13 protein-coding genes are annotated in these 18,651 nt (G+C 68.5%); 8 read left to right on the top strand and 5 right to left on the bottom strand.

The window, feature by feature from the left end:
- The first annotated feature begins 22 nt into the window (after nucleotides 1-22).
- Nucleotides 23-1,816 carry an amino acid ABC transporter permease/ATP-binding protein gene (locus tag ACM6JT_RS09080; protein ID WP_131948951.1) on the top strand — a complete coding sequence of 598 codons (1,794 nt, stop codon included), beginning with the start codon at nucleotides 23-25 and terminating at the stop codon, nucleotides 1,814-1,816.
- A 34-nt stretch (nucleotides 1,817-1,850) separates the two neighbouring features.
- Entirely contained in the window at nucleotides 1,851-2,786 is a 936-nt protein-coding gene (locus ACM6JT_RS09075) for an ABC transporter substrate-binding protein (protein WP_131948949.1), read from the top strand.
- Between the two features lie 100 nt (nucleotides 2,787-2,886).
- On the opposite strand, the gene ACM6JT_RS09070 is transcribed toward ACM6JT_RS09075, so the two are convergent.
- The gene (locus ACM6JT_RS09070) at nucleotides 2,887-3,981 is read right to left on the bottom strand and encodes an LLM class flavin-dependent oxidoreductase (RefSeq protein ID WP_034180151.1); all 1,095 of its coding nucleotides are present in this window, start codon (nucleotides 3,979-3,981) and stop codon (nucleotides 2,887-2,889) included.
- Between the two features lie 52 nt (nucleotides 3,982-4,033).
- Nucleotides 4,034-5,002, bottom strand: coding sequence for an ABC transporter substrate-binding protein (locus ACM6JT_RS09065; protein ID WP_131948947.1), 969 nt, complete (start codon nucleotides 5,000-5,002; stop codon nucleotides 4,034-4,036).
- A 297-nt stretch (nucleotides 5,003-5,299) separates the two neighbouring features.
- Between ACM6JT_RS09065 and ACM6JT_RS09060 the strand changes: the two genes are divergently transcribed.
- From ACM6JT_RS09060 to ACM6JT_RS09050, 3 genes are all read left to right on the top strand, one after another.
- A complete protein-coding gene (locus ACM6JT_RS09060) occupies nucleotides 5,300-6,217 on the top strand; it encodes a serine aminopeptidase domain-containing protein (RefSeq protein ID WP_414856309.1) in 918 nt (305 codons plus the stop codon).
- On the top strand, nucleotides 6,214-6,645 hold the full coding sequence (locus ACM6JT_RS09055) for a MarR family winged helix-turn-helix transcriptional regulator (protein ID WP_034180154.1): 432 nt from the start codon (nucleotides 6,214-6,216) through the stop codon (nucleotides 6,643-6,645). Before ACM6JT_RS09060 ends, ACM6JT_RS09055 begins: the two co-directional genes overlap by 4 nt.
- A gap of 522 nt (nucleotides 6,646-7,167) precedes the next feature.
- Nucleotides 7,168-8,610 (top strand): sialidase family protein, encoded by a 1,443-nt coding sequence (locus ACM6JT_RS09050; RefSeq protein WP_414856308.1) that lies wholly within the window; start codon nucleotides 7,168-7,170, stop codon nucleotides 8,608-8,610.
- Nucleotides 8,611-8,670: 60 nt separating this feature from the next.
- On the opposite strand, the gene adhP is transcribed toward ACM6JT_RS09050, so the two are convergent.
- Complete coding sequence (gene adhP, locus ACM6JT_RS09045) at nucleotides 8,671-9,699, bottom strand: alcohol dehydrogenase AdhP (RefSeq protein ID WP_034180156.1); 1,029 nt, start codon at nucleotides 9,697-9,699, stop codon at nucleotides 8,671-8,673.
- A gap of 453 nt (nucleotides 9,700-10,152) precedes the next feature.
- On the opposite strand from adhP, the gene ACM6JT_RS09040 reads away from it, so the two are divergent.
- Both ACM6JT_RS09040 and otsA read left to right on the top strand, forming a co-directional pair.
- Entirely contained in the window at nucleotides 10,153-12,231 is a 2,079-nt protein-coding gene (locus ACM6JT_RS09040; protein WP_243712444.1) for a TonB-dependent receptor, read from the top strand.
- A 309-nt stretch (nucleotides 12,232-12,540) separates the two neighbouring features.
- Nucleotides 12,541-13,947 (top strand): alpha,alpha-trehalose-phosphate synthase (UDP-forming), encoded by a 1,407-nt coding sequence (gene otsA, locus ACM6JT_RS09035; RefSeq protein WP_034180159.1) that lies wholly within the window; start codon nucleotides 12,541-12,543, stop codon nucleotides 13,945-13,947.
- Between the two features lie 7 nt (nucleotides 13,948-13,954).
- Here the strand turns inward: otsA and ACM6JT_RS09030 are convergent, their stop codons facing one another.
- On the bottom strand, nucleotides 13,955-14,422 hold the full coding sequence (locus ACM6JT_RS09030) for an OsmC family protein (RefSeq protein ID WP_034180160.1): 468 nt from the start codon (nucleotides 14,420-14,422) through the stop codon (nucleotides 13,955-13,957).
- Between the two features lie 83 nt (nucleotides 14,423-14,505).
- Nucleotides 14,506-16,479, bottom strand: coding sequence for an ATP-dependent zinc metalloprotease FtsH (gene ftsH, locus ACM6JT_RS09025; protein ID WP_131948945.1), 1,974 nt, complete (start codon nucleotides 16,477-16,479; stop codon nucleotides 14,506-14,508).
- Nucleotides 16,480-16,951: 472 nt separating this feature from the next.
- Here ftsH and ACM6JT_RS09020 point away from each other — a divergent pair, with 472 nt between their 5' ends.
- Complete coding sequence (locus tag ACM6JT_RS09020) at nucleotides 16,952-18,616, top strand: acid phosphatase (RefSeq protein WP_414856307.1); 1,665 nt, start codon at nucleotides 16,952-16,954, stop codon at nucleotides 18,614-18,616.
- Nucleotides 18,617-18,651 lie beyond the last annotated feature (35 nt).

Below are 18,651 nucleotides of genomic sequence, written 5' to 3'. Positions count from 1 at the left end.
CGATTCGAGGACTTCCAACGACATGAGCGACACGACCCACCTCGGCGGCGCACTGCCGCCGCTCTCTTCCGCCGGCGCGCGCGAGCCCGGCACGCGGTTCCGGATCGTGCCCGCGCGCCACCGGGCGCGCACGGCCGGCACCGTGCTCGCCGTCGTGCTGATCGCGATCGCGCTGCATTCGATCCTCGGCAACCCGCAATGGGGCTGGCCGGTGTTCGCCGAATGGTTCCTGTCGCCGCCGGTGCTGTCGGGGCTCGCGCGCACGCTGGTGCTGACGCTGCTCGGCGCGGTGTTCGGCTTCGTGCTCGGCGCGTTCGTCGCGCTGGCCCGGCTGTCGCGGTCGCGCCTGCTGTCCGCGAGCGCATGGACCTTCGTGTGGCTGTTCCGCTCGATTCCGCTGATCGTACTGCTGCTGATCCTGAACAACCTCGGCTACCTGTACGAGCATGTGCGGCTCGGCGTGCCGTTCACCGGCATCGTGTGGTTCGAAGCGCCGACGACCGACCTGATCAGCCCGTTCCTCGCGGCCGTGCTCGGCCTCACGCTGAACCACGCGGCGTTTTCCGCGGAAGTGATCCGCGGCGGCATTCTCGCGGTCGACCAGGGCCAGCTCGAAGCGGCCGCCGCGCTCGGGCTGCCGCGCGGCCGCCAGACCATGCGAATCGTGCTGCCGCAAGCGATGCGCGCGATCCTGCCGACCGCGTTCAACGACCTGATCACGCTCGCGAAAGGCACGTCGATGGTGTACGTGCTCGCGATGCCTGAGCTGTTCTACACGGTGCAGGTGATCTATCGCCGCAACCTCGAAGTGATTCCGCTGCTGATGGTCGCGACCGTCTGGTACCTGATCATCCTGACGGTGCTGTCGGCGATCCAGGTGCAGGTCGAGCGGCACTATGCGCGCGGCGCGCTGCGCAATCCGCCGCCGTCGGTGCTCACGTTCGCGCTCGCACGCATCGGCGTGCTGTGGCGGCGTGCCGCGTCGCACAATCCGGCGTCGACCTCACAGCAGGCCGAAGGTAATACCGAAACCGTTGCGGCCACCGCGCCGCGCGCCGGCGGCGAAGTGGCCGTGCATGGCGTGTCGAAGCAGTTCGGCATGCAGCGCGTGCTCGACAACGTGTCGTTCGTCGCGCCGCGCGGCAGCGTGACCGCGATCGTCGGGCCGTCAGGCTCGGGCAAGTCGACGCTGCTGCGCACGATCAACCATCTCGAACGCGTCGACGACGGTTTCATCGACATCGACGGCGAACTGATCGGCTATCGGCGCGACGGCGACGTGCTCTACGAGCTGAAGGAGCGCGACGTGCTGAAGCGGCGCACGGCCGTCGGGATGGTGTTCCAGAATTTCAACCTGTTCCCGCACCTGACGGTGCTCGAGAACCTGATCGAGGCGCCGATCGCCGTCGCCGGCGTCACGCGCGATGCGGCCGAGCGCACCGCACGCACGCTGCTCGCGCGCGTCGGTCTTGCGGATAAGGCCGATGCGTACCCGCGCCAATTGTCCGGCGGCCAGCAGCAGCGCGTCGCGATCGCGCGGGCGCTCGCGTTGCGTCCCAAGGTGCTGCTGTTCGACGAGCCGACGTCCGCGCTCGACCCGGAGCTCGTCAACGAGGTGCTCGACGTGATCAAGGAACTCGCGCGCTCGGGCACGACGCTCGTGATCGTCACGCACGAGATCGGCTTCGCGCGCGAGGTCGCGGACAACGTGCTGTTCATGGAGCGCGGACGCATCGTCGAAGCCGGGCCGCCGGCCGTCGTGCTCGACGCGCCGTCGCATCCGCGCACGCGCGCGTTCCTGTCGCGGGTGCTGTGATGCGCATTCCTTCCGATACCCGGGGCGCCACACGATGATTGATCGACGTCAATTCATGACCGCCGCGCTGATCGCGGTATCCGGCAGCCTGCCGTGGCGCATCGCACACGCAGCGGCTGCAACCGCCGACCTCGACCCGCGCCAGGCCGGCCGGATTCGCGCGTCGCGCGACGACGCGGCCATCCGCGAGGCGAGCGGCTACCGCTGGGTGCGCGACGGCGCATTCACGGTTGCGATTTCGCCGCACGCGCCACCCGTATCGACCTACGCGACCGACGCACGCACCGTGGTCGGCGCCGATCCCGACTACGCGCAGCTCGTCGCCGATGCGCTCGGCCGCACGCTCGTACTGGTGCCGATCGCATGGGCCGACTGGCCGCTCGGGCTGACGTCCGGCAAGTACGACGCGGTGATCTCGAACGTCGGCGTGACCGAGAAGCGCAAGGAGAAATACGATTTCACGACCTACCGGCTCGGGCTGCACGGCTTCTATGTGCGCACCGGCAGCCCGATTGCGAAGATCGCCGAGCCGAAGGACATCGCGGGCCTGCGGATCATCACCGGTGCCGGCACGAGCCAGGAGCGCATCCTGCTCGAATGGAGCCGGCGCAACGTCGCTCAAGGATTGAAGGCGACCGAGCTGCTCTATTTCGACGACGATGCGACCGCGCGCGTCGCGCTGCTGTCGGGCCGCGCCGACGCGGAGCTGAACCCGAACGCGTCGCTCGCGTACGAGGCCGCGCGCAGCGGCAAGATCCGCCGCGTCGGCGTCGTCAATGCGGGCTGGCCGAACAATGCCGACGTCGCGATCGCGACGCGTCGCGGCAGCGGCCTCGCGCCCGCGCTGACGCTAGCGACGAATGCGCTGATCGGCAGCGGCCGGTATGGGCAGGCGCTCGCGCGATGGGGTTTGCAGAGCGAGGCGATCGCTCGCGCGGAAACCAATCCGCCGGGGTTGCCGTCGTTCTGAAGGCGTCGATGCGTCGATGCCTGAAATGACATCGCCCCGGCATTCCACGATGGAAATACCGGGGGCAGTCGAAGCAGTACCGTTCGTCGCCTAGCCGAGCCTACGCCGTCACCGCCGCTTGATACCGGTCGAGCTCCGCGACATGCGCATGAATCGCCGGAATCAGGTCGCGCCCGTAGGCCAGCGCATCGTCGAGCGGATCGAACCCGCGAATCAGGAACGTCGACACGCCGAGCCGGTAGTACGCGCCGAGCGCCCGCGCGACCTGTTCGGGCGTGCCGACCAGCGCGGTCGAATTCCAGCGCGCGCCGGTCAGGTTCGCGACACCCATCCACAAGCGCTCGTCGAGCACGTCGCCCTGCGCGGCGGCGGCCATCAACCGTTGCGAGCCCGCATTCTGCGGCGCGTGGCCGGCGATCGGCTGGCCGTTCGCGACCCGCGCCGCGCGTACGCGCTCGCGGATCGCCTCGGCCTTCTCCCACGCGGCGGCCTCGGTATCGGCGACGATCGGCCGAAACGACACGCTGATGCGCGGCGCGCGCCCGAACGGCGCGGCGGCGGCATGCACGCGCGCGATCTGCTCGCGCACCGATGCGAGCGGCTCGCCCCACGTCATGTAGACATCCGCGTGCTCGCCCGCGACCGCGAGCGCGGCCGGCGACGAACCGCCGAAATAGATCGGCACGTGCGGCCGCTGCGCGCCCTTCACGAGCGGCGACGCGCCGCGCAGCCGGTAGAACTCGCCGTCGTGGTCGACCGGCGCGTCGGCCAGCCAGATCCGCTTCAGCACGTCGAGATATTCGCCGGTGCGGCGGTAGCGTGCATCGTGCGGCACGAAATCGCCGTCGCGCTGCAAGTCCGAATCGTCGCCGCCCGACACGACGTTCAGCGCGAGCCGGCCGCCGCTGAACACGTCGAGCGTCGCGATCTGCCGCGCGGCGGCCGACGGCACGATCACGCCCGGCCGGTGCGCGAGCAGGATGCGGATGCGTTCGGTCGCGGCGGCCGCGAACGACGCGACGATGAAACCGTCCGCCGCGTTGCTGAAATGGCCGACCAGGATCTGGTCGAAGCCCGCCGCCTCGTGCGCGTGCGCGAAGCGGCGCACGTAGTCGGGCTGGACGGCCGCGCCGCCCGGTACGTCGACCTCCGCGCCGGGCGTCGCGGTGATCATGCCGATGATGTCGACTGGCATGTCGGGATGTCCTTCTGGTTCTCGATCGGGAATCGTGGATGCGACGACGCGATTACTGCGCGGCGGCCGTCTTTTGCGCAGGCGCCGCGAACGCACCCGCATACGAGCGGTCGAGCAGCTTCGACGTGTCGTACGCGGCCGGAATCACGCCGGCCTTGTGCAGGAAATCGGCCGTGTTCTGCGCGTCCTTCGCGGCCGTGTCGTCGACCGGGCCCACGCGCTGCTTCGCATTGTCGAGCCAGCGATACGCGACATCGGGCTCGAGCTTCGCGCGCTTCGACCATAGGTCCGCGTACTCGCGCGGATGGCTGTCGACCCACTGGCGTGCGGCCACCACGCGCTTCAGGAAATCGGTGATCTCCGCACGCTTGCCCGACGCGGCCTGCTCGTTCGCGGCGACGAAGCTCAGTGCGGGCATCAGCCCCTGCGCGGTGGTAATGGGCCGCGCGCCCTGCCGCAGCGCCAGCGTGCTGACGAACGGCTCCCACAGCGACACGGCATCGACCGAGCCGTTCGCGAGCGCGTTGGTCGCGTCGATCGGCATCAGGTACGCGTACTTGACCGAATCCGCGCGCAGGCCAGCATGTTCGAGCGCGCGCAGCACGAGCTGCTGGCTCCATGCGCCGCGCCACACGGCGACGGTCTTGCCCTGCAGGTCGGCCACGGTACGCACCGGCGAATTCTTCGGCACGAGGATCGCGACGCCGTCGAGGCTCTGCCGCGACACCGCGACGACCTTCACCGGCGCGCCGCGCGCGGCCAGCGTGAGCAGCGCGGAATCGCCGAGGAAGCCGATGTCGATCGCGTTGCCGTTCAGGCTCTCGGCGACCGGCGCGGCGGCCTGGAAGTGCTTCCACTCGATCGTGTAAGGCAGGTCCTTCAGCACGCCGGACGCCTCCATCGACGCCTGGATGTTGAAGTAGTTCTGTTCACCGACGCGCAGCGTGACGGTGTCTTTCGCGATGCCCGGCTGCGCGGCAAGCGCCAGCAAGAGCGCCGTGACGATTCGGCTCAGCAACATGATCTCCCGGGTGGTTGGCGGCCGCCGCACGACGGCGGCGCCTCGTTGTCCGCCTTGCGCGACGGCCGGCGGAACGGATGGATCCGATGAAGATACGGCGATCCTCTTCATGAGACAAACGCAATATTCTTCTATGTAAAGATGCAAATATTTTATGGAACGAGCCGCGTCACGCGACACCGGACGCAGCCCTCCGCCACATATCGTTCGAATGATTCCTCGACAGATATTTCGCGCACGAAATAAATCACGGACTATATTTCGCATACGAAATAACCATCTGGAACGAGGACGGCCATGACCTCCCAACCGATCGAGTTTTCCGCCATCGACGGCTATCCGCTGCGCGGCACGCTGTGGACGCCCGATGCCGAACCGCGCGCGCTGGTGCTGATCCATCCGGCGACGGCCGTGCCGGAGCGGCTGTATGCGGGCTTCGCGCGCTTCCTGACCGAACGCGGCTTCGCGGCATTGACCTACAACTACCGCGGCATCGGCGCGTCGCGGCCCGCGCGCCTGGGCGCGCTGCGAGCCCGCATGCGCGACTGGATGGAGCTCGACGTCGGCGCCGCGACCGCATGGGCACGGCAGGCATACGAAGGATTGCCGCTGCTGGCGGTCGGGCATAGCGTCGGCGGGCACGCGATCGGGCTTTCCGCGAGCACGACGCATCTGCGCGCGGCCGTGCTCGTCGCCGCGCATGCAGGCAGCACGCGACTGATCGCGCAGGCGGCCGAGCGCCTGAAGGTGCGGCTGATCCTGCGCGTGCTGGGCCCGCTGATGTCCGCGCTGCTCGGCTACGTGCCCGGCAAGCGGCTCGGGCTCGGCGAGGACCTGCCGGCCGGCGTGTTCCGCGAATGGAGCCGCTGGACGACGCTGCCGCACTATTTCTTCGACGATCCGACACTCGGCGCGGCCGATCGTTTCTCGAAACAGCGGCTGCCTGTCCTCGCGCTCGGCTTCGACGACGATCCGTGGGCGAACCCGGCCGCGATCGACCTGCTGGTAAGCTATCTGACCGGCGCGGCGGTCGAGCGCCGCCAGATCGATCCGCACGCGGCGGGCAGCGGCCCGGTCGGGCACATGGGCTTCTTCCGCAGCCGGCCCGGCGCCGTGCTGTGGCCCGACCTGGCCGACTGGCTCGCGCAGGCACTCGACACGCCGCGCGCCGCCGGCCGTCCCTCCCTTTCCATTGCAGCCGGGAACCCAGCTTGAGCGAAAACCGACGACTGTTTTTCCTGTTGAACATCGGCCAGCGGCGCGTGCAGCGCTGGGTCGACCGCAAGGCCGAGACCGATACGCGCGCGAGCGCCGCGCAGGCCGGCGTGCTGTTCTGTCTCGCGAAGCAGGACGGCGCGCTGATCGGCGAAGTCGGCGCCGCGCTGCAGCTCGCGCCGTCCGCGATGACGGGGCTCGCCGACCGGATGGCGAAAGCCGGCCTGCTCGCGCGCCACGCCGATTCGGACGACGGCCGCGCGACGCGCCTGTACCTGACCGACGAAGGCCACACGGCGCTCAAGCGCGCGCGCGTGCTGCTGCGCGAGCTGAACGGCAAGCTGTGCGACGGGTTTTCCGACGCGGAACTCGATATCGTCGCGCGCTGGCTGCACGCGTTGCAGGACCGGTTTCCGGCGGAGCGCTGAGCAGCGGCTACGCGGACGCCGCATCGCCTGCCGGCAGCGAATCGATTCGACAAAACCGGCTCGCGCCGGCTGCAATCGAAAGCGATTGCGATTCGCCTTTTCGATTCGATTTCCGCGCACTCGCGACGGCAAATTTTGCGTTCGCGCCGCGCCGCGCCGGCAACGCTTTCCGGCTACGCTCTGTTACAAAAAATTGCCTGCCGCGCCGCATCCGGATCATCTACATTGCAATCCACTTCTACGCATTCTTCGCCTGCCCGAACCGGCGTCCCAGCCGGGCGGCATCAACGACACATCCGTTACAAGCAATAAAACGAATAGGAGTCTTGACCGAAGTGCTGGCGGTATCCAGCGCACGCGGATCGCGGTGGCTGAAGCGGTATCCTGAACGACACGTCCCGGCGGCATGCATCGTGCGCGTCGCCGCGGCGCCCCGATCCGGCGGCCTGTGCCGCCGCGCATCGGCTCGCGCTGCCTCGTTCCGCCGCACCATCGCGGCCGCACGTCAACGAGGAGCAGTCCATGCGACGCACTATCGTGTCCCACCCGCTTTTCACCTGCCTGCCCGCCGTGATGGCGCTGGCCTGTGCCGCCGCGCACGCCGATCCCGTGCTCGTGTCCGGCCCCAGTCCATACGCCGCCTGCACCATAGGCGGGCCCGGCACCGTCTATGTGAATGCCGAGGTCGAACCCTGGCTTTCGGTCAATCCGGCAAACCCGACGAACATGATCGGCGTGTGGCAGCAGGACCGCTGGTCGAACGGCGGCGCGCACGGGCTCGTCGCCGGTTATACGTTCGACGGCGGCGCGACCTGGGCGCGGACGACTCAGCCGTTCAGCGCGTGCGCGCCGGGCGGGCTCAAGTACGAGCGCGCGTCCGACCCATGGGTGTCCTTCGGCCCGGACGGCACCGCGTATTCGGTATCGATCTCGTTCAACCAGTCGAACAACAGCAACGCGGTCGCGGCATCGGTATCGGCCGACGGCGGGCAGACGTGGAGCAGCCCCGCATTGCTGATGGCGGACAACGAACCGACCACGCAGTTCTTCAACGACAAGGAATCGGTGACGGCGAACCCGGTGAAGGCCGGCACCGCATACGCAGTATGGGACCGCCTCGAACTGCCGAACGGCAATCCGTACGCGAACCTGCATATGCAGGCGTTCCGCGGGCCGACGCTGTTCTCGAAGACGACCGACGGCGGCAAGACCTGGAGCAAGGCGAAGGTCATCGTCCACGTGCCGTCGCGCCAGCAGACGATCGGCAACCAGATCGTCGTCGATCCGAAAAGCGGCACGCTGTACGATTTCTTCAACCTGATCCAGCCGCCGTTCAGCAAGGCCGCGGGCAAGGTCGCGTTCATCAAGTCGACCGACGACGGCGCAACCTGGACGCAGCCGCAGGTGATCGCGGGGCTGCAGACGGTCGGCGTGACGGACCCGAACACCGGCGAACCCGTGCGCACCGGCGACATCATTCCCGAGCCCGCGATCGATCCCGCATCGGGCCAGCTTTACGTCGTATGGCAGGACAGCCGCTTCAACGGCGGCAAGTACGACGAGGTCGCGCTATCGACGTCGAAGGACGGCGGCGCGTCCTGGAGCGCGCCGCTGCAGATCAACACGCCGACCGGCCGGCCTGCCTTCAATCCGTCGGTGCGCGTCGACAACGCGGGCGCCGTGATGGTCACCCACTACGACTTCCGCGACCTGCTGGCCGGGAACACGACGACGCTGCCGACGGGCTTCTGGCGCAAAATATCGCATGACGGCGGCGCCACGTTCAGCGACGAGCGGCGCGTCGGCGGACCATTCGACATGAAGCTCGCGCCGAACGCGGAAGGCTTCTTCATCGGCGACTACCAGGGCCTCGACGTCGGCCCGTCGTCGTCGTTCCATCCGTTCTTCGTCCAGACCAGCGCGGGCAACCTGACGAACCGCACGGACGTGTTCTTCGCCCAATGATGTGAACCAGGCTGCACGGCCGCCGTCGCGACGTGATCCGTCGCGCGGCGGCCGCGCGCGTCACTGCATCTCGGTCAGCACGATGCGCCCGTCGACCTTGCCTTCGCGTAACTTCGCGAACACGTCATTGATGTTGCCGAGCCGGTCGCGATGGATATGCGCGCGCACCAGGCCGTCGGCCGCGAAGTCGAGCGATTCCTGCAGATCGCGGCGCGTGCCGACGATCGAGCCGCGCACGGTGATGCCGTTCAGCACCGTCGAGAAGATCGGCAACGGGAAATCGCCGGGCGGCAGCCCGTTGAGCGCGACCGTGCCGCCGCGCCGCACCATCCCGAGCGCCTGCGCGAACGCGCTGCGCGACACCGCCGTGACCAGCACGCCGTGCGCGCCGCCGATCTCCTTCTGGATCACCTTCGCCGGATCGTCGACCGATGCGTCGATCGTCAGTTCCGCGCCGAGCTGCCGCGCGAGCGCGAGCTTGTCGGGCGAAATGTCGATCGCGGCGACGTGCAGGCCCATCGCGCGTGCATATTGCACCGCCACGTGCCCGAGGCCGCCGACGCCGGAGATCGCGAGCCACTGGCCGGGGCGCGTATCGGTGACGCGAATGCCCTTGTAGACGGTCACGCCCGCGCACAGGATCGGCGCGATCTCGTCGAACGCGACCTTCGCCGGCAGATGGCCGACGTAGTCGGGATCGGCGAGCACGTATTCCGCGTAGCTGCCGTTCACCGAATAGCCGGTGTTCTGCTGGTCGTGGCACAGCGTTTCCCAGCCCGTATAGCAGTACTCGCAATGGCCGCAGGCCTTGTAGAGCCACGGCACGCCGACGCGGTCGCCCTCGCGCACGTGCGTGACGCCCGCGCCGACCGCCGCGACGATGCCCACGCCTTCATGCCCCGGAATGAACGGCAGCGACGGCTTCACGGGCCAGTCGCCGTCGGCCGCGTGCAGATCGGTATGGCAGACGCCCGTCGCCTTGATGTTGACGAGGATCTGGCCGGGGCCCGGCGTCGGCACGGGCACTTCCTCGATACGCAACGGTTCGCCGAATGCGTGCACCACGGCCGCTTTCATGGTTTGCGTCATGCGTCGCTCCTGTCTGGTCGATGAGCGATCCAGTATCCGGTTTCGGAATCGGAGGACGTTGATACGTATCAACGCGATGCGCGCCATCCGCAAATCGCGGCTGCTTCATCGCGCCGCACGGCGGCGCGACGCGGTCGGGCGCGCGGCGCTTCGCTCCACGCCGTGCCGGTCGCACTCGCAGGCGATCTTCGGCCGGAACGCCTTCCGCTCGAACCGATATTTCGACGACCAGACGGAAGTCGTACGCTCCGCTGACATCCGGCTTGGAATTTGAAATGATATAACATATCATTTCGCGTGCTCGTCCGCCTGACGCCTTTCCTCCCGGGTGGCCGAGCGTCGCCGAGCCATGTTCCAACGGGTCACCGCGCGTCGTTGACGCAACAATATATCGTATCCAGCCGTGACCCGTATCGCTCGTTATCCGATCCGATTCCAACCGATTCACCGACCATGCGCGACCTCCCTCGTCTACCGCTTCGCCCGCTTTCGCCCCTTTCGCTGATGCTGCTCGCCGCCGCCGCGCACGCGCAGACCGATGCACCCGCCGCGTCGGGCACGCCTTCGGCTACCGCGCTCGCGCCGATCTTCGTGACCGCGAACCCGCTCGGCGATACCGAACTGATCTCGCCGACCGTCCAGCTTTCCGGCGACGCGCTGACGCGCCGCCAGGCCGATTCGCTCGGCGAAACGCTGAACGGGCTGCCCGGCGTGTCGACCACCACCTACGGGCCGATGGTCGGCCGCCCGATCATCCGCGGCATGGACGGCGACCGGATCCGGCTGCTGCAGAACGGCGTCGCGTCCTACGACGCGTCGTCGCTGTCGTACGACCATGCGGTACCGCAGGATCCGCTGTCGATCGAACGCGTCGAGATCGTGCGCGGCCCGGCCGCGCTGCTGTACGGCGGCAACGCGGTGGGCGGCGTCGTCAACACGATCGACAACCGGATTCCGCGCGAAGCGATCGAAGGCGTGACGGGTGCGCTCGACGCGCGCTACGGCGGCGCGAATTCCGTGCGCGCGGGCGCCGCGCAGGTCGAAGGCGGCAACGGCCGCTTCGCGTTCCACGTCGACGCGTTCGACCGCGAAACGAGCAAGCTGCGGATTCCCGGCTACGCACGCAGCAGCGCGCAACGCGCGATCGACGGCCCCGATACGCCGCAGCCGGAAGGCAGCGTGCCGAACAGCGACGGCCGCGTGCACGGCGGCGCGGTGGGCGCGTCGTACACGTGGGCGGACGGCTTCGCGGGCCTGTCGTACAGCGGCTACGAATCGAACTACGGCTCCGTCGCGGAGAGCGACGTGCGGCTGCGGATGCGCCAGGAACGCCTCGCGCTCGCGTCCGAGGTGCGCAACCTGAGCGGGCCGTTCACGAAGCTGAAATTCGACTTCGCGTACACCGACTATCGCCACAAGGAAGTCGACAACGGCGAGACGGCGACCACCTTCCGCAACCGCGGCTACGAGGCGCGCATCGAGGCGCGGCATCGCAGGATCGGCCCGTTCGAAGGCGCGATCGGCGTGCAGTTCGGCCAGAACACGTTTTCCGCGCTCGGCGACGAGACGCTCGTGCCGTCCACCCGCACCAACAGCGTCGCGCTGTTCGGCCTCGAGGAATGGCAGGTCGTCCCGGCGCTGAAGCTGTCTCTCGGCGGCCGCTTCGAGCATGTAAAGGTCGACCCCGATCCGGCCGGCGTCGAGAAATTCGCGGGTGCGCAGCCGCGCGATTTCAATGCGGGCAGCCTGTCGGCCGGCGCGCTGTTTTCGCTGACGCCCGTGTGGTCGGTCGCGGCGAACGTCGCGTACACCGAACGCGCGCCGACCTTCTACGAGCTGTATTCGAACGGCCCGCACGATGCGACCGGCCAGTTCCTGATCGGCAACCCGAACGCGTCGAAGGAAAAGGCCGTGTCGACCGACCTGTCGCTGCGCTATGCGAGCGGCCCGAACCGCGGCAGCGTCGGCGTGTTCTACAACCGCTTCTCGAACTACCTGACCGAGTACAACACCGGCCGCGTCGTGAACGACGACGGCGAGCCCGTCGCGCCCGGCGCCGACGGCTCGCTGAACGAAGCGATCTATCGCGGCGTGCGCGCCGAGTTCTACGGCATCGAGCTGGACGGCAAATGGCGCGCGTTCTCGCGGCGCGGCCATACGGTCGACCTCGAACTGACGGCCGACTACACGCACGCGCGCAACGTCGACACGGGCCAGCCGCTGCCGCGCATCGCGCCGCTGCGCGCGACGCTCGCGGCCGACTACGGTTACGGCCCGTTCGGCGCGCGTGCGCAGGTCACGCACGCGTGGTCGCAGCATCGCGTGCCCGACAACGACTTCTCGACGGACGGCTACACGTCGCTCGGCGTGATGCTGACCTACAAGTTCCGCGTCGGCGCGACGCACTGGCTCGCGTACCTGCGCGGCGACAACCTGACGAACCAGGAAATCCGCTATTCGACTTCGGTCGTGCGCGGCTTCGCGCCCGAAGGCGGCCGCAGCGTGATGGCCGGGTTGCGCACTACGTTCTGAGTGCCGTGCGGCCCGCCGGAACTTGCGCACGCGGCATTCGCCCGCACAAGTTCCGGCCCCGCCCGTCGCGAGATGCAGCGCACATCGCGCGGCATCTCGCCGTTTCCCCTGCGCCGACGCAGACTTTTAAAACTGGCGAATGGCGAGTATCCTAAAAAAAGTACTCCCCGTTCGGACGGCGAATCGCGTGCCCTGATTCCCGTCCGATCGCATTGCGGCCCCATCGCATCGCGCGCAGCGCGCCGATGGCGGCGTCCGCTTCGCGCCCCGGCCGCACGAACCTTCCCCCAACAATCGTCAGGAGAGCTGGTGAGCCGACTCGTCGTCGTATCCAATCGCATCGCAGATCCCCGTAAAGCCGCGGCCGGCGGCCTCGCCGTCGCCGTGAAGGACAGCCTGCAGGAAACCGGCGGCGTCTGGTTCGGCTGGAGCGGCAGGCTACGCGGCGCCGACGATCAGCCCTCGCACGGCGAAGAGGTGCAGATCCAGAACGTCGGCGGGATCCAGCTCGCGACGATCGACCTCGACCCGCAGGACTACGACGCTTACTACCTCGGCTATTCGAACAACGTGCTGTGGCCGGTATTCCACTACCGGCTCGATCTCGCGCAGTTCGACCGGCGCTTCGCCGACGGCTACCGGCGCGTGAACCAGCTGTTCGCGCGCAAGCTGCGCACGCTGCTGCGCCCCGACGACGTCGTCTGGGTGCACGACTACCAGCTGATACCGCTCGCCGCCGAGCTGCGCGCGATGGGCTGCACGAATCCGATCGGCTTCTTCCTGCATATCCCGATGCCGCCGCCGCCGATCATGGCCGCGATCCCCGAACACGAATGGCTGATGCGCTCGCTGTTCGCGTACGACCTCGTCGGCTTCCAGACCGAATCGGATCTGCTCCACTTCGAGCATTACGTCGAAGCGGAAGCCGGCGCCGCGCGGCTGCCGGATGGCCGCCTGCGCGCGTTCGGCCGCACGCTGTCGGCCGGCGCGTTTCCGATCGGCATCAACGTCGACGAGTTCGAGTCGCTCGCCCGCGATCGCGACGGCATCGACATGTTCGACCGGATGCGCGATGAATATTCGCGCCGCCAGTTGCTGGTCGGCGTCGACCGGCTCGACTACACGAAGGGGCTGCCGCAGCGCGTGCATGCGTTCCGCCAGTTGCTCGAGCAGTATCCGGAGAACCGCAACCGCGCGACGCTGATCCAGATCGCCGCGCCGAGCCGCGAGGATCTTGGCGCATACGACGACCTGCGGCGCGAGATGGACAGCCTGTGCGGCGCGATCAACGGCGACTACGGCGAACTCGAATGGATGCCGATGCGCTACATTCACCGCACCGTCGCGCGCAAGCGCTTGCCGGGCCTGTATCGCGCGAGCCGCGTCGCGCTCGTCACGCCGCTGCGCGACGGGATGAACCTCGTCGCGAAGGAGTTCCTCGCCGCGCAGGACGCGGCCGACCCGGGCGTGCTCGTGCTGTCGCGCTTCGCGGGTGCGGCCGAGCAATTGAAGCCGGCGCTGCTCGTCAATCCGTACGACACGCAAGGCACCGCGCAGGCGATCCAGCGCGCGCTCGCGATGCCGCTCGAAGAACGCCGCCAGCGTCACTCCGCGCTGATGGCGATCGTGCGCAAGACCGACGTGCACTGGTGGCGCACGCGTTTTCTCGAAGCGCTCGCCGAAGCGGCCGAAGTCGCGGCGGCCACCGAGCACTGACGCGCACTCACATATCCGTCGCCGCGTATTCGAGCGCCGCGCCGTTCACGTCACACACATCGACCGAGATCGGGATGCCCGCACGTATGCTCTCGGTCACCACGCAATACGCATCGAACTGATCGAGCACGCGCGTCGCCGCCGCGAGATCGGCCCACGTCTTGCCGATCGACAGCCGCACGGCCATCGCGCCCACGCGCACCCTGCCCGCTTCGTTCTGCGCCATGTCGACGTCGATTCGCGCGGTGACCGGCTCCGGATCGACATGCTGCCGGTTCAGCGCGAACAGCAGGCTCGCCGCGAGACAGCTCGCAACCGACGCGGCAAGCAGCCGGATCGGGTTCGGCCCGCGCCCGTCGCCGAGCGGCGGCGGTTCATCGATGAGCACCGGCGACAACGTCGTGCCGGCAAACGTGACTTCGAAGCCGAATCGCGCCTGCTGCGCGACTTCGACCGATACGTGCGCCTCGCTCATGGCGACTCCGTAGCTGGAAAGAGGGATAGGAATTCCGGCGCATCGCCGCATCGACACGCGCCGGCCGCAGGATTGCGGCGCGTTCAGCGCTCGGGTTCGCGCGGCGGCCCGTACGCGACGAAATCGCGCTCGACTGCCGACGCCTGCTCCGGCGCGAGCGCGTCGCCGCGCGGACCGGCTTCATCGCCGGGTGCCGTCGTTGTGGACGACGGTTCGATGCGCCCGGCGATCAGCGCCTGCAGCGCGTCGCGTTCGAGCACTTCGCATTGCAGCAGCCGTCGCGCGATGCGTTCGAGCGCATCGCGACCTTCGTCGAGCGTCGCCGCGACCCGCGCATGCGCGTCGGCCAGCAACGCGTGCACCTCGTCGTCGATCATCCGTGCCGTGTGCTCGCTGCAGCGTCCGGCGCCCGCATGCCATGCGCCGGGCATGCCCTGGCGTGCATCGCCGTCGTCGAACGTCGCGAGCCCGATCCTCTCGCTCATCCCGTACTGCATGACCATGTGGCGCGCCATCGCGGTCGCGCGCTCGAGATCGTTCTGCGCGCCCGTCGACACGTCACCGAACACGAGCTCTTCGGCGACGCGCCCGCCAAGCAGCGCGTCGATCCGGTCGAGCAACTCGCTCCTGCGCAGCACGTAGCGATCCTCGGTCGGCACCTGCTGCGTATAGCCGAGCGCGGCGACGCCGCGCGGAATGATCGACACCTTCTTCACCGGATCGCAGTGTGCGCGGCTTTCCGCGACGAGCGCATGGCCGGCCTCGTGATACGCGATGGTCAGCTTCTCCTGCTCGTTCATCACGCGACTCTTGCGCTCGAGGCCCGTCAATGCGCGATCGATCGCCTCGTCGAAGTCGGCCATGCCGATCGCCGGCTTGCCGAGTTCGGCCGCATGCAGCGCGGCCTCGTTGACGACGTTCGCGAGATCGGCGCCGACGAAGCCCGGCGTGCGCGACGCGAGTTCGCCGAGATCGACCTCGGCCGCGAGCTTCACGTGCTTCACGTGCACGCCGAGGATCTGCCGGCGGCCATTCACGTCGGGCCGGTCGATCGCGATGTGGCGATCGAAGCGGCCCGGCCGCAGCAGCGCGGGATCGAGAATCTCCGGCCGGTTCGTCGCGGCCATGATGATCACGCCGGAGCCGGCCTGGAAGCCGTCCATCTCGACGAGCAGCTGGTTGAGCGTCTGCTCGCGTTCGTCGTTGCCCGACATCGGGCCGACGCCGCGCACCTTGCCGAGCGCATCGAGTTCGTCGACGAACACGATGCACGGCGCCTTCTGCTGGGCCTGCTCGAACAGGTCGCGCACACGCGCGGCGCCGACGCCGACGAACATCTCGACGAACGCCGAGCCGCTGATCGAGAAGAACGGCACCGCCGCCTCGCCGGCCACCGCGCGCGCGAGCAGCGTCTTGCCGGTGCCCGGCGCGCCGACCACGAGCACGCCCTTCGGAATCTTGCCGCCGAGCCGCTGGTAGCGGTCGGGGTTGCGCAGGAACGAGACGAGCTGCTGCAGCTCGGCCTTCGCTTCGTCGATGCCCGCGATGTCGTCGAACGTGATGCCGGTTTCCTGCTGCACGTACACGCGCGCGCGGCTCTTGCCCATCCCGGTGAAATCCTGCAGCCCGCCGCGCCTGCGCAGCATCATGTTCCACACGAACACGAACAGCACGAGCGGCAGCAGCCACGAAGCTAGCGACGCGATCCAGCTCGTGTCGGGCGTGCCGTGATAGCGGATGCCGGCGGCGGTCAGCGTGTCGGTCAGGTGCTCGTCGGTCACGCGATTGGTCGTGAAGCGCCACGGCGCGCCGGCCTGCTGCACGGCCGCGGCTTCGGACGCCGGCAGCATCGTGCCGGCCTGCGGCATCTTCAACGTACCCGTGATCGACGCGGGACCGACCTCGAGATCGTCGACTAGCCGCGCGGCGACAAGCTGGTGGAAATCGCTGTACGCGATCGGCGCCGAAGCCGGGTGCAGCATCAGCAACTGCGCGGCGAACAGCACGAAGAAGCCCGCCGCGATCAGCAATCCCGGGTAGTCGAATTTCTTGTCCATGGCATCGAGCCTGCCGCACGCGCGGTGCGGCGCGCACTCACTCGGACAACCGCACGCGACCGGCGTACGGCATCGGCAGCCATGCGGAAACGGCATCCATCCGAGCCATCGTCGCCTCGCTGTGTCGCCTCGCCTCGTCGCCTCGATGACGCCGCGGCGGCGCCGTCGGCCGGCACCGTCGGGCGATCGTCGCCCGGGCGGCACGCCGCGACGCGCCGCCCCTGAATTCAGTCTAGCTCGCGCGCGGGCGTCGCGCATCGCCCGCCGCACGAGTCGAATCGTCCGACAAACACCTTTCGTCGGCGGCGCCCGCCGCGTTATAGTCGCGTTCATGACATTTGTGTGACAGTTGCATCGCACCTGCTTTTGCGCGACGCCGGCCGTTGCTGTCCGTTTCGCATCGCGGCAGCCCGAGCGACGCGGCCGCGTATCGATCCACACCGCCAACCTGCTCATTCGAGGAGCCCACGACGTGACCGACACCCCCGATCGCCCCGACGACCTTCCCGCCGATCCCGACCGCCGCCGCGTACTCGGCGGCCTCGCCGCGCTCGGTGCCGGTGTCGCGCTCGGCGGCTGTGAAACCACGCCGGGCAGCGCGCCGCGCTCCGCCGCCGACCTGCGCATCGACGAAGCATTGCGCCAGCGCGTGCGCCACATCGTCGTGATCTATGCGGAAAACCGCAGCTTCGCGAACCTGTACGGCGATTTCCCGGGCGTGCGCCATCCGTTGAGCGAGGTGCGGCCCGAGCACGCGCAGCAGTTCGACCGCGACGGCAAGACGCCGCTGCCCGTGCTGCCGAAGATCTGGGGCGGGCTCGTGCCGCAGGCGCAGGAAGTGGACGGCAAGCGCTACGCGATTGCCGAGCGCGACATCGACAAGCTGCCGAATGCGCCGTTCCGGATCGCCGACGCGCAGGGCAAGCCGCTGCCGAACGGCGTGATCACGCGCGACCTGTGGCACCGCTTCTACCAGAACCAGATGCAGATCGCGGCCGGCCGCAACAACCAGTTCGCCGCCTGGGCCGATTCGGGCGGCCTCGTGATGGGCCATTACCGCAATTCGGCCGACACGCTGCGGCTGTGGAATCTCGCGCGCCAGTACACGCTGTGCGACAACTTCTTCATGGCGGCCTTCGGCGGTTCGTGGCTGAACCACATGTTCCTGATTTCCGCGCAGCCGCCGCTGTATCCGGACGCGCACAAGCATCCGCAGGCGGCGAAGCTGCTGTCGAAGGTCGAAGGCGACGATCCGGCCGGCACACGCCTCGCGCTCGCCGCCGATTCGCCGGCATCCGCGCTCGACGGCCCGCCGAAGTTCGCGGGCGACGGCCCGCTGACACCCGACGGCTACGGCGTGAACACGATGGCGCCGCCGTACCAGCCGAGCTATGTGCCGCCGCCCGACCCGGGCAACGCCGCGTATGCCGATCCGGGCGACCATCGCGTGCTGCCGCCGCAGGGCTACGCGACGATCGGCGATCGCCTGTCGGAGAAGAACATCGACTGGGCGTGGTACAGCGGCGCGTGGCAATACGCGCTCGAGCATCGCGACACGGGCACCGTGCCCGATTTCCAGTACCACCACCAGCCGTTCAACTACTTCCGCAACTACGCGCCGGGCACCGCTGCGCGCCAGCGGCACCTGCGTGATGCAGGGCTCGGCGACGATGCGTCGACGAACCGCTTCATCGCCGACATCGATGCGGGGCGCCTGCCGGCCGTCACGTTCTACAAGCCGCAGGGCAACCTGAACATGCACGCGGGTTACGCGGACATCGAATCGGGCGACCGCCACATCGCGACCGTGATCGACCATATCCGGCGCGGGCCGCAATGGGACAACACCGTGATCGTGATGACGCACGACGAGAACGGCGGCTGGTGGGATCACGTCGCGCCGCCGGTCGGCGACCGCTGGGGGCCGGGCTCGCGGATTCCGGCGCTGGTGATCTCGCCGTTCGCGAAGAAGGGCTTCGTCGATCACACGCTGTACGACACGAACTCGATTCTGCGCTTCATCAGCCGCGTACACGGGCTCGCACCGCTCGACGGCGTGGCCGCGCGCAACAACGCGTTCGCCGCGCGCGGCGAGACGCCGCCGGGCGATCTCACGAATGCGCTCGATCTCGGCTGACGGCGGGTTGGTCGCCTAGCCGGTTCACCGTTTCA

This window comes from Burkholderia sp. IT-111MI5 (assembly GCF_949752865.1).
Taxonomy (GTDB): Bacteria; Pseudomonadota; Gammaproteobacteria; order Burkholderiales; family Burkholderiaceae; genus Burkholderia; species Burkholderia pyrrocinia_C.
The sequence above is the reverse complement of the archived record's forward strand: the minus strand, read 5'-3'. Positions and strand labels throughout refer to the sequence as shown.

Excerpts from the sequence above, each read along its gene's own strand:
- adhP (WP_034180156.1), bottom strand. The coding sequence starts at position 9,699 with ATGACGCAAACCATGAAAGCGGCCGTGGTGCACGCATTCGGCGAACCG.
- ACM6JT_RS09060 (WP_414856309.1), top strand. The coding sequence starts at position 5,300 with ATGACCTCCCAACCGATCGAGTTTTCCGCCATCGACGGCTATCCGCTG.
- ACM6JT_RS09040 (WP_243712444.1), top strand. The coding sequence starts at position 10,153 with ATGCGCGACCTCCCTCGTCTACCGCTTCGCCCGCTTTCGCCCCTTTCG.
- ACM6JT_RS09075 (WP_131948949.1), top strand. The coding sequence starts at position 1,851 with ATGATTGATCGACGTCAATTCATGACCGCCGCGCTGATCGCGGTATCC.
- ACM6JT_RS09065 (WP_131948947.1), bottom strand. The coding sequence starts at position 5,002 with ATGTTGCTGAGCCGAATCGTCACGGCGCTCTTGCTGGCGCTTGCCGCG.
- ACM6JT_RS09080 (WP_131948951.1), top strand. The coding sequence starts at position 23 with ATGAGCGACACGACCCACCTCGGCGGCGCACTGCCGCCGCTCTCTTCC.
- ACM6JT_RS09070 (WP_034180151.1), bottom strand. The coding sequence starts at position 3,981 with ATGCCAGTCGACATCATCGGCATGATCACCGCGACGCCCGGCGCGGAG.
- ftsH (WP_131948945.1), bottom strand. The coding sequence starts at position 16,479 with ATGGACAAGAAATTCGACTACCCGGGATTGCTGATCGCGGCGGGCTTC.
- ACM6JT_RS09050 (WP_414856308.1), top strand. The coding sequence starts at position 7,168 with ATGCGACGCACTATCGTGTCCCACCCGCTTTTCACCTGCCTGCCCGCC.
- ACM6JT_RS09030 (WP_034180160.1), bottom strand. The coding sequence starts at position 14,422 with ATGAGCGAGGCGCACGTATCGGTCGAAGTCGCGCAGCAGGCGCGATTC.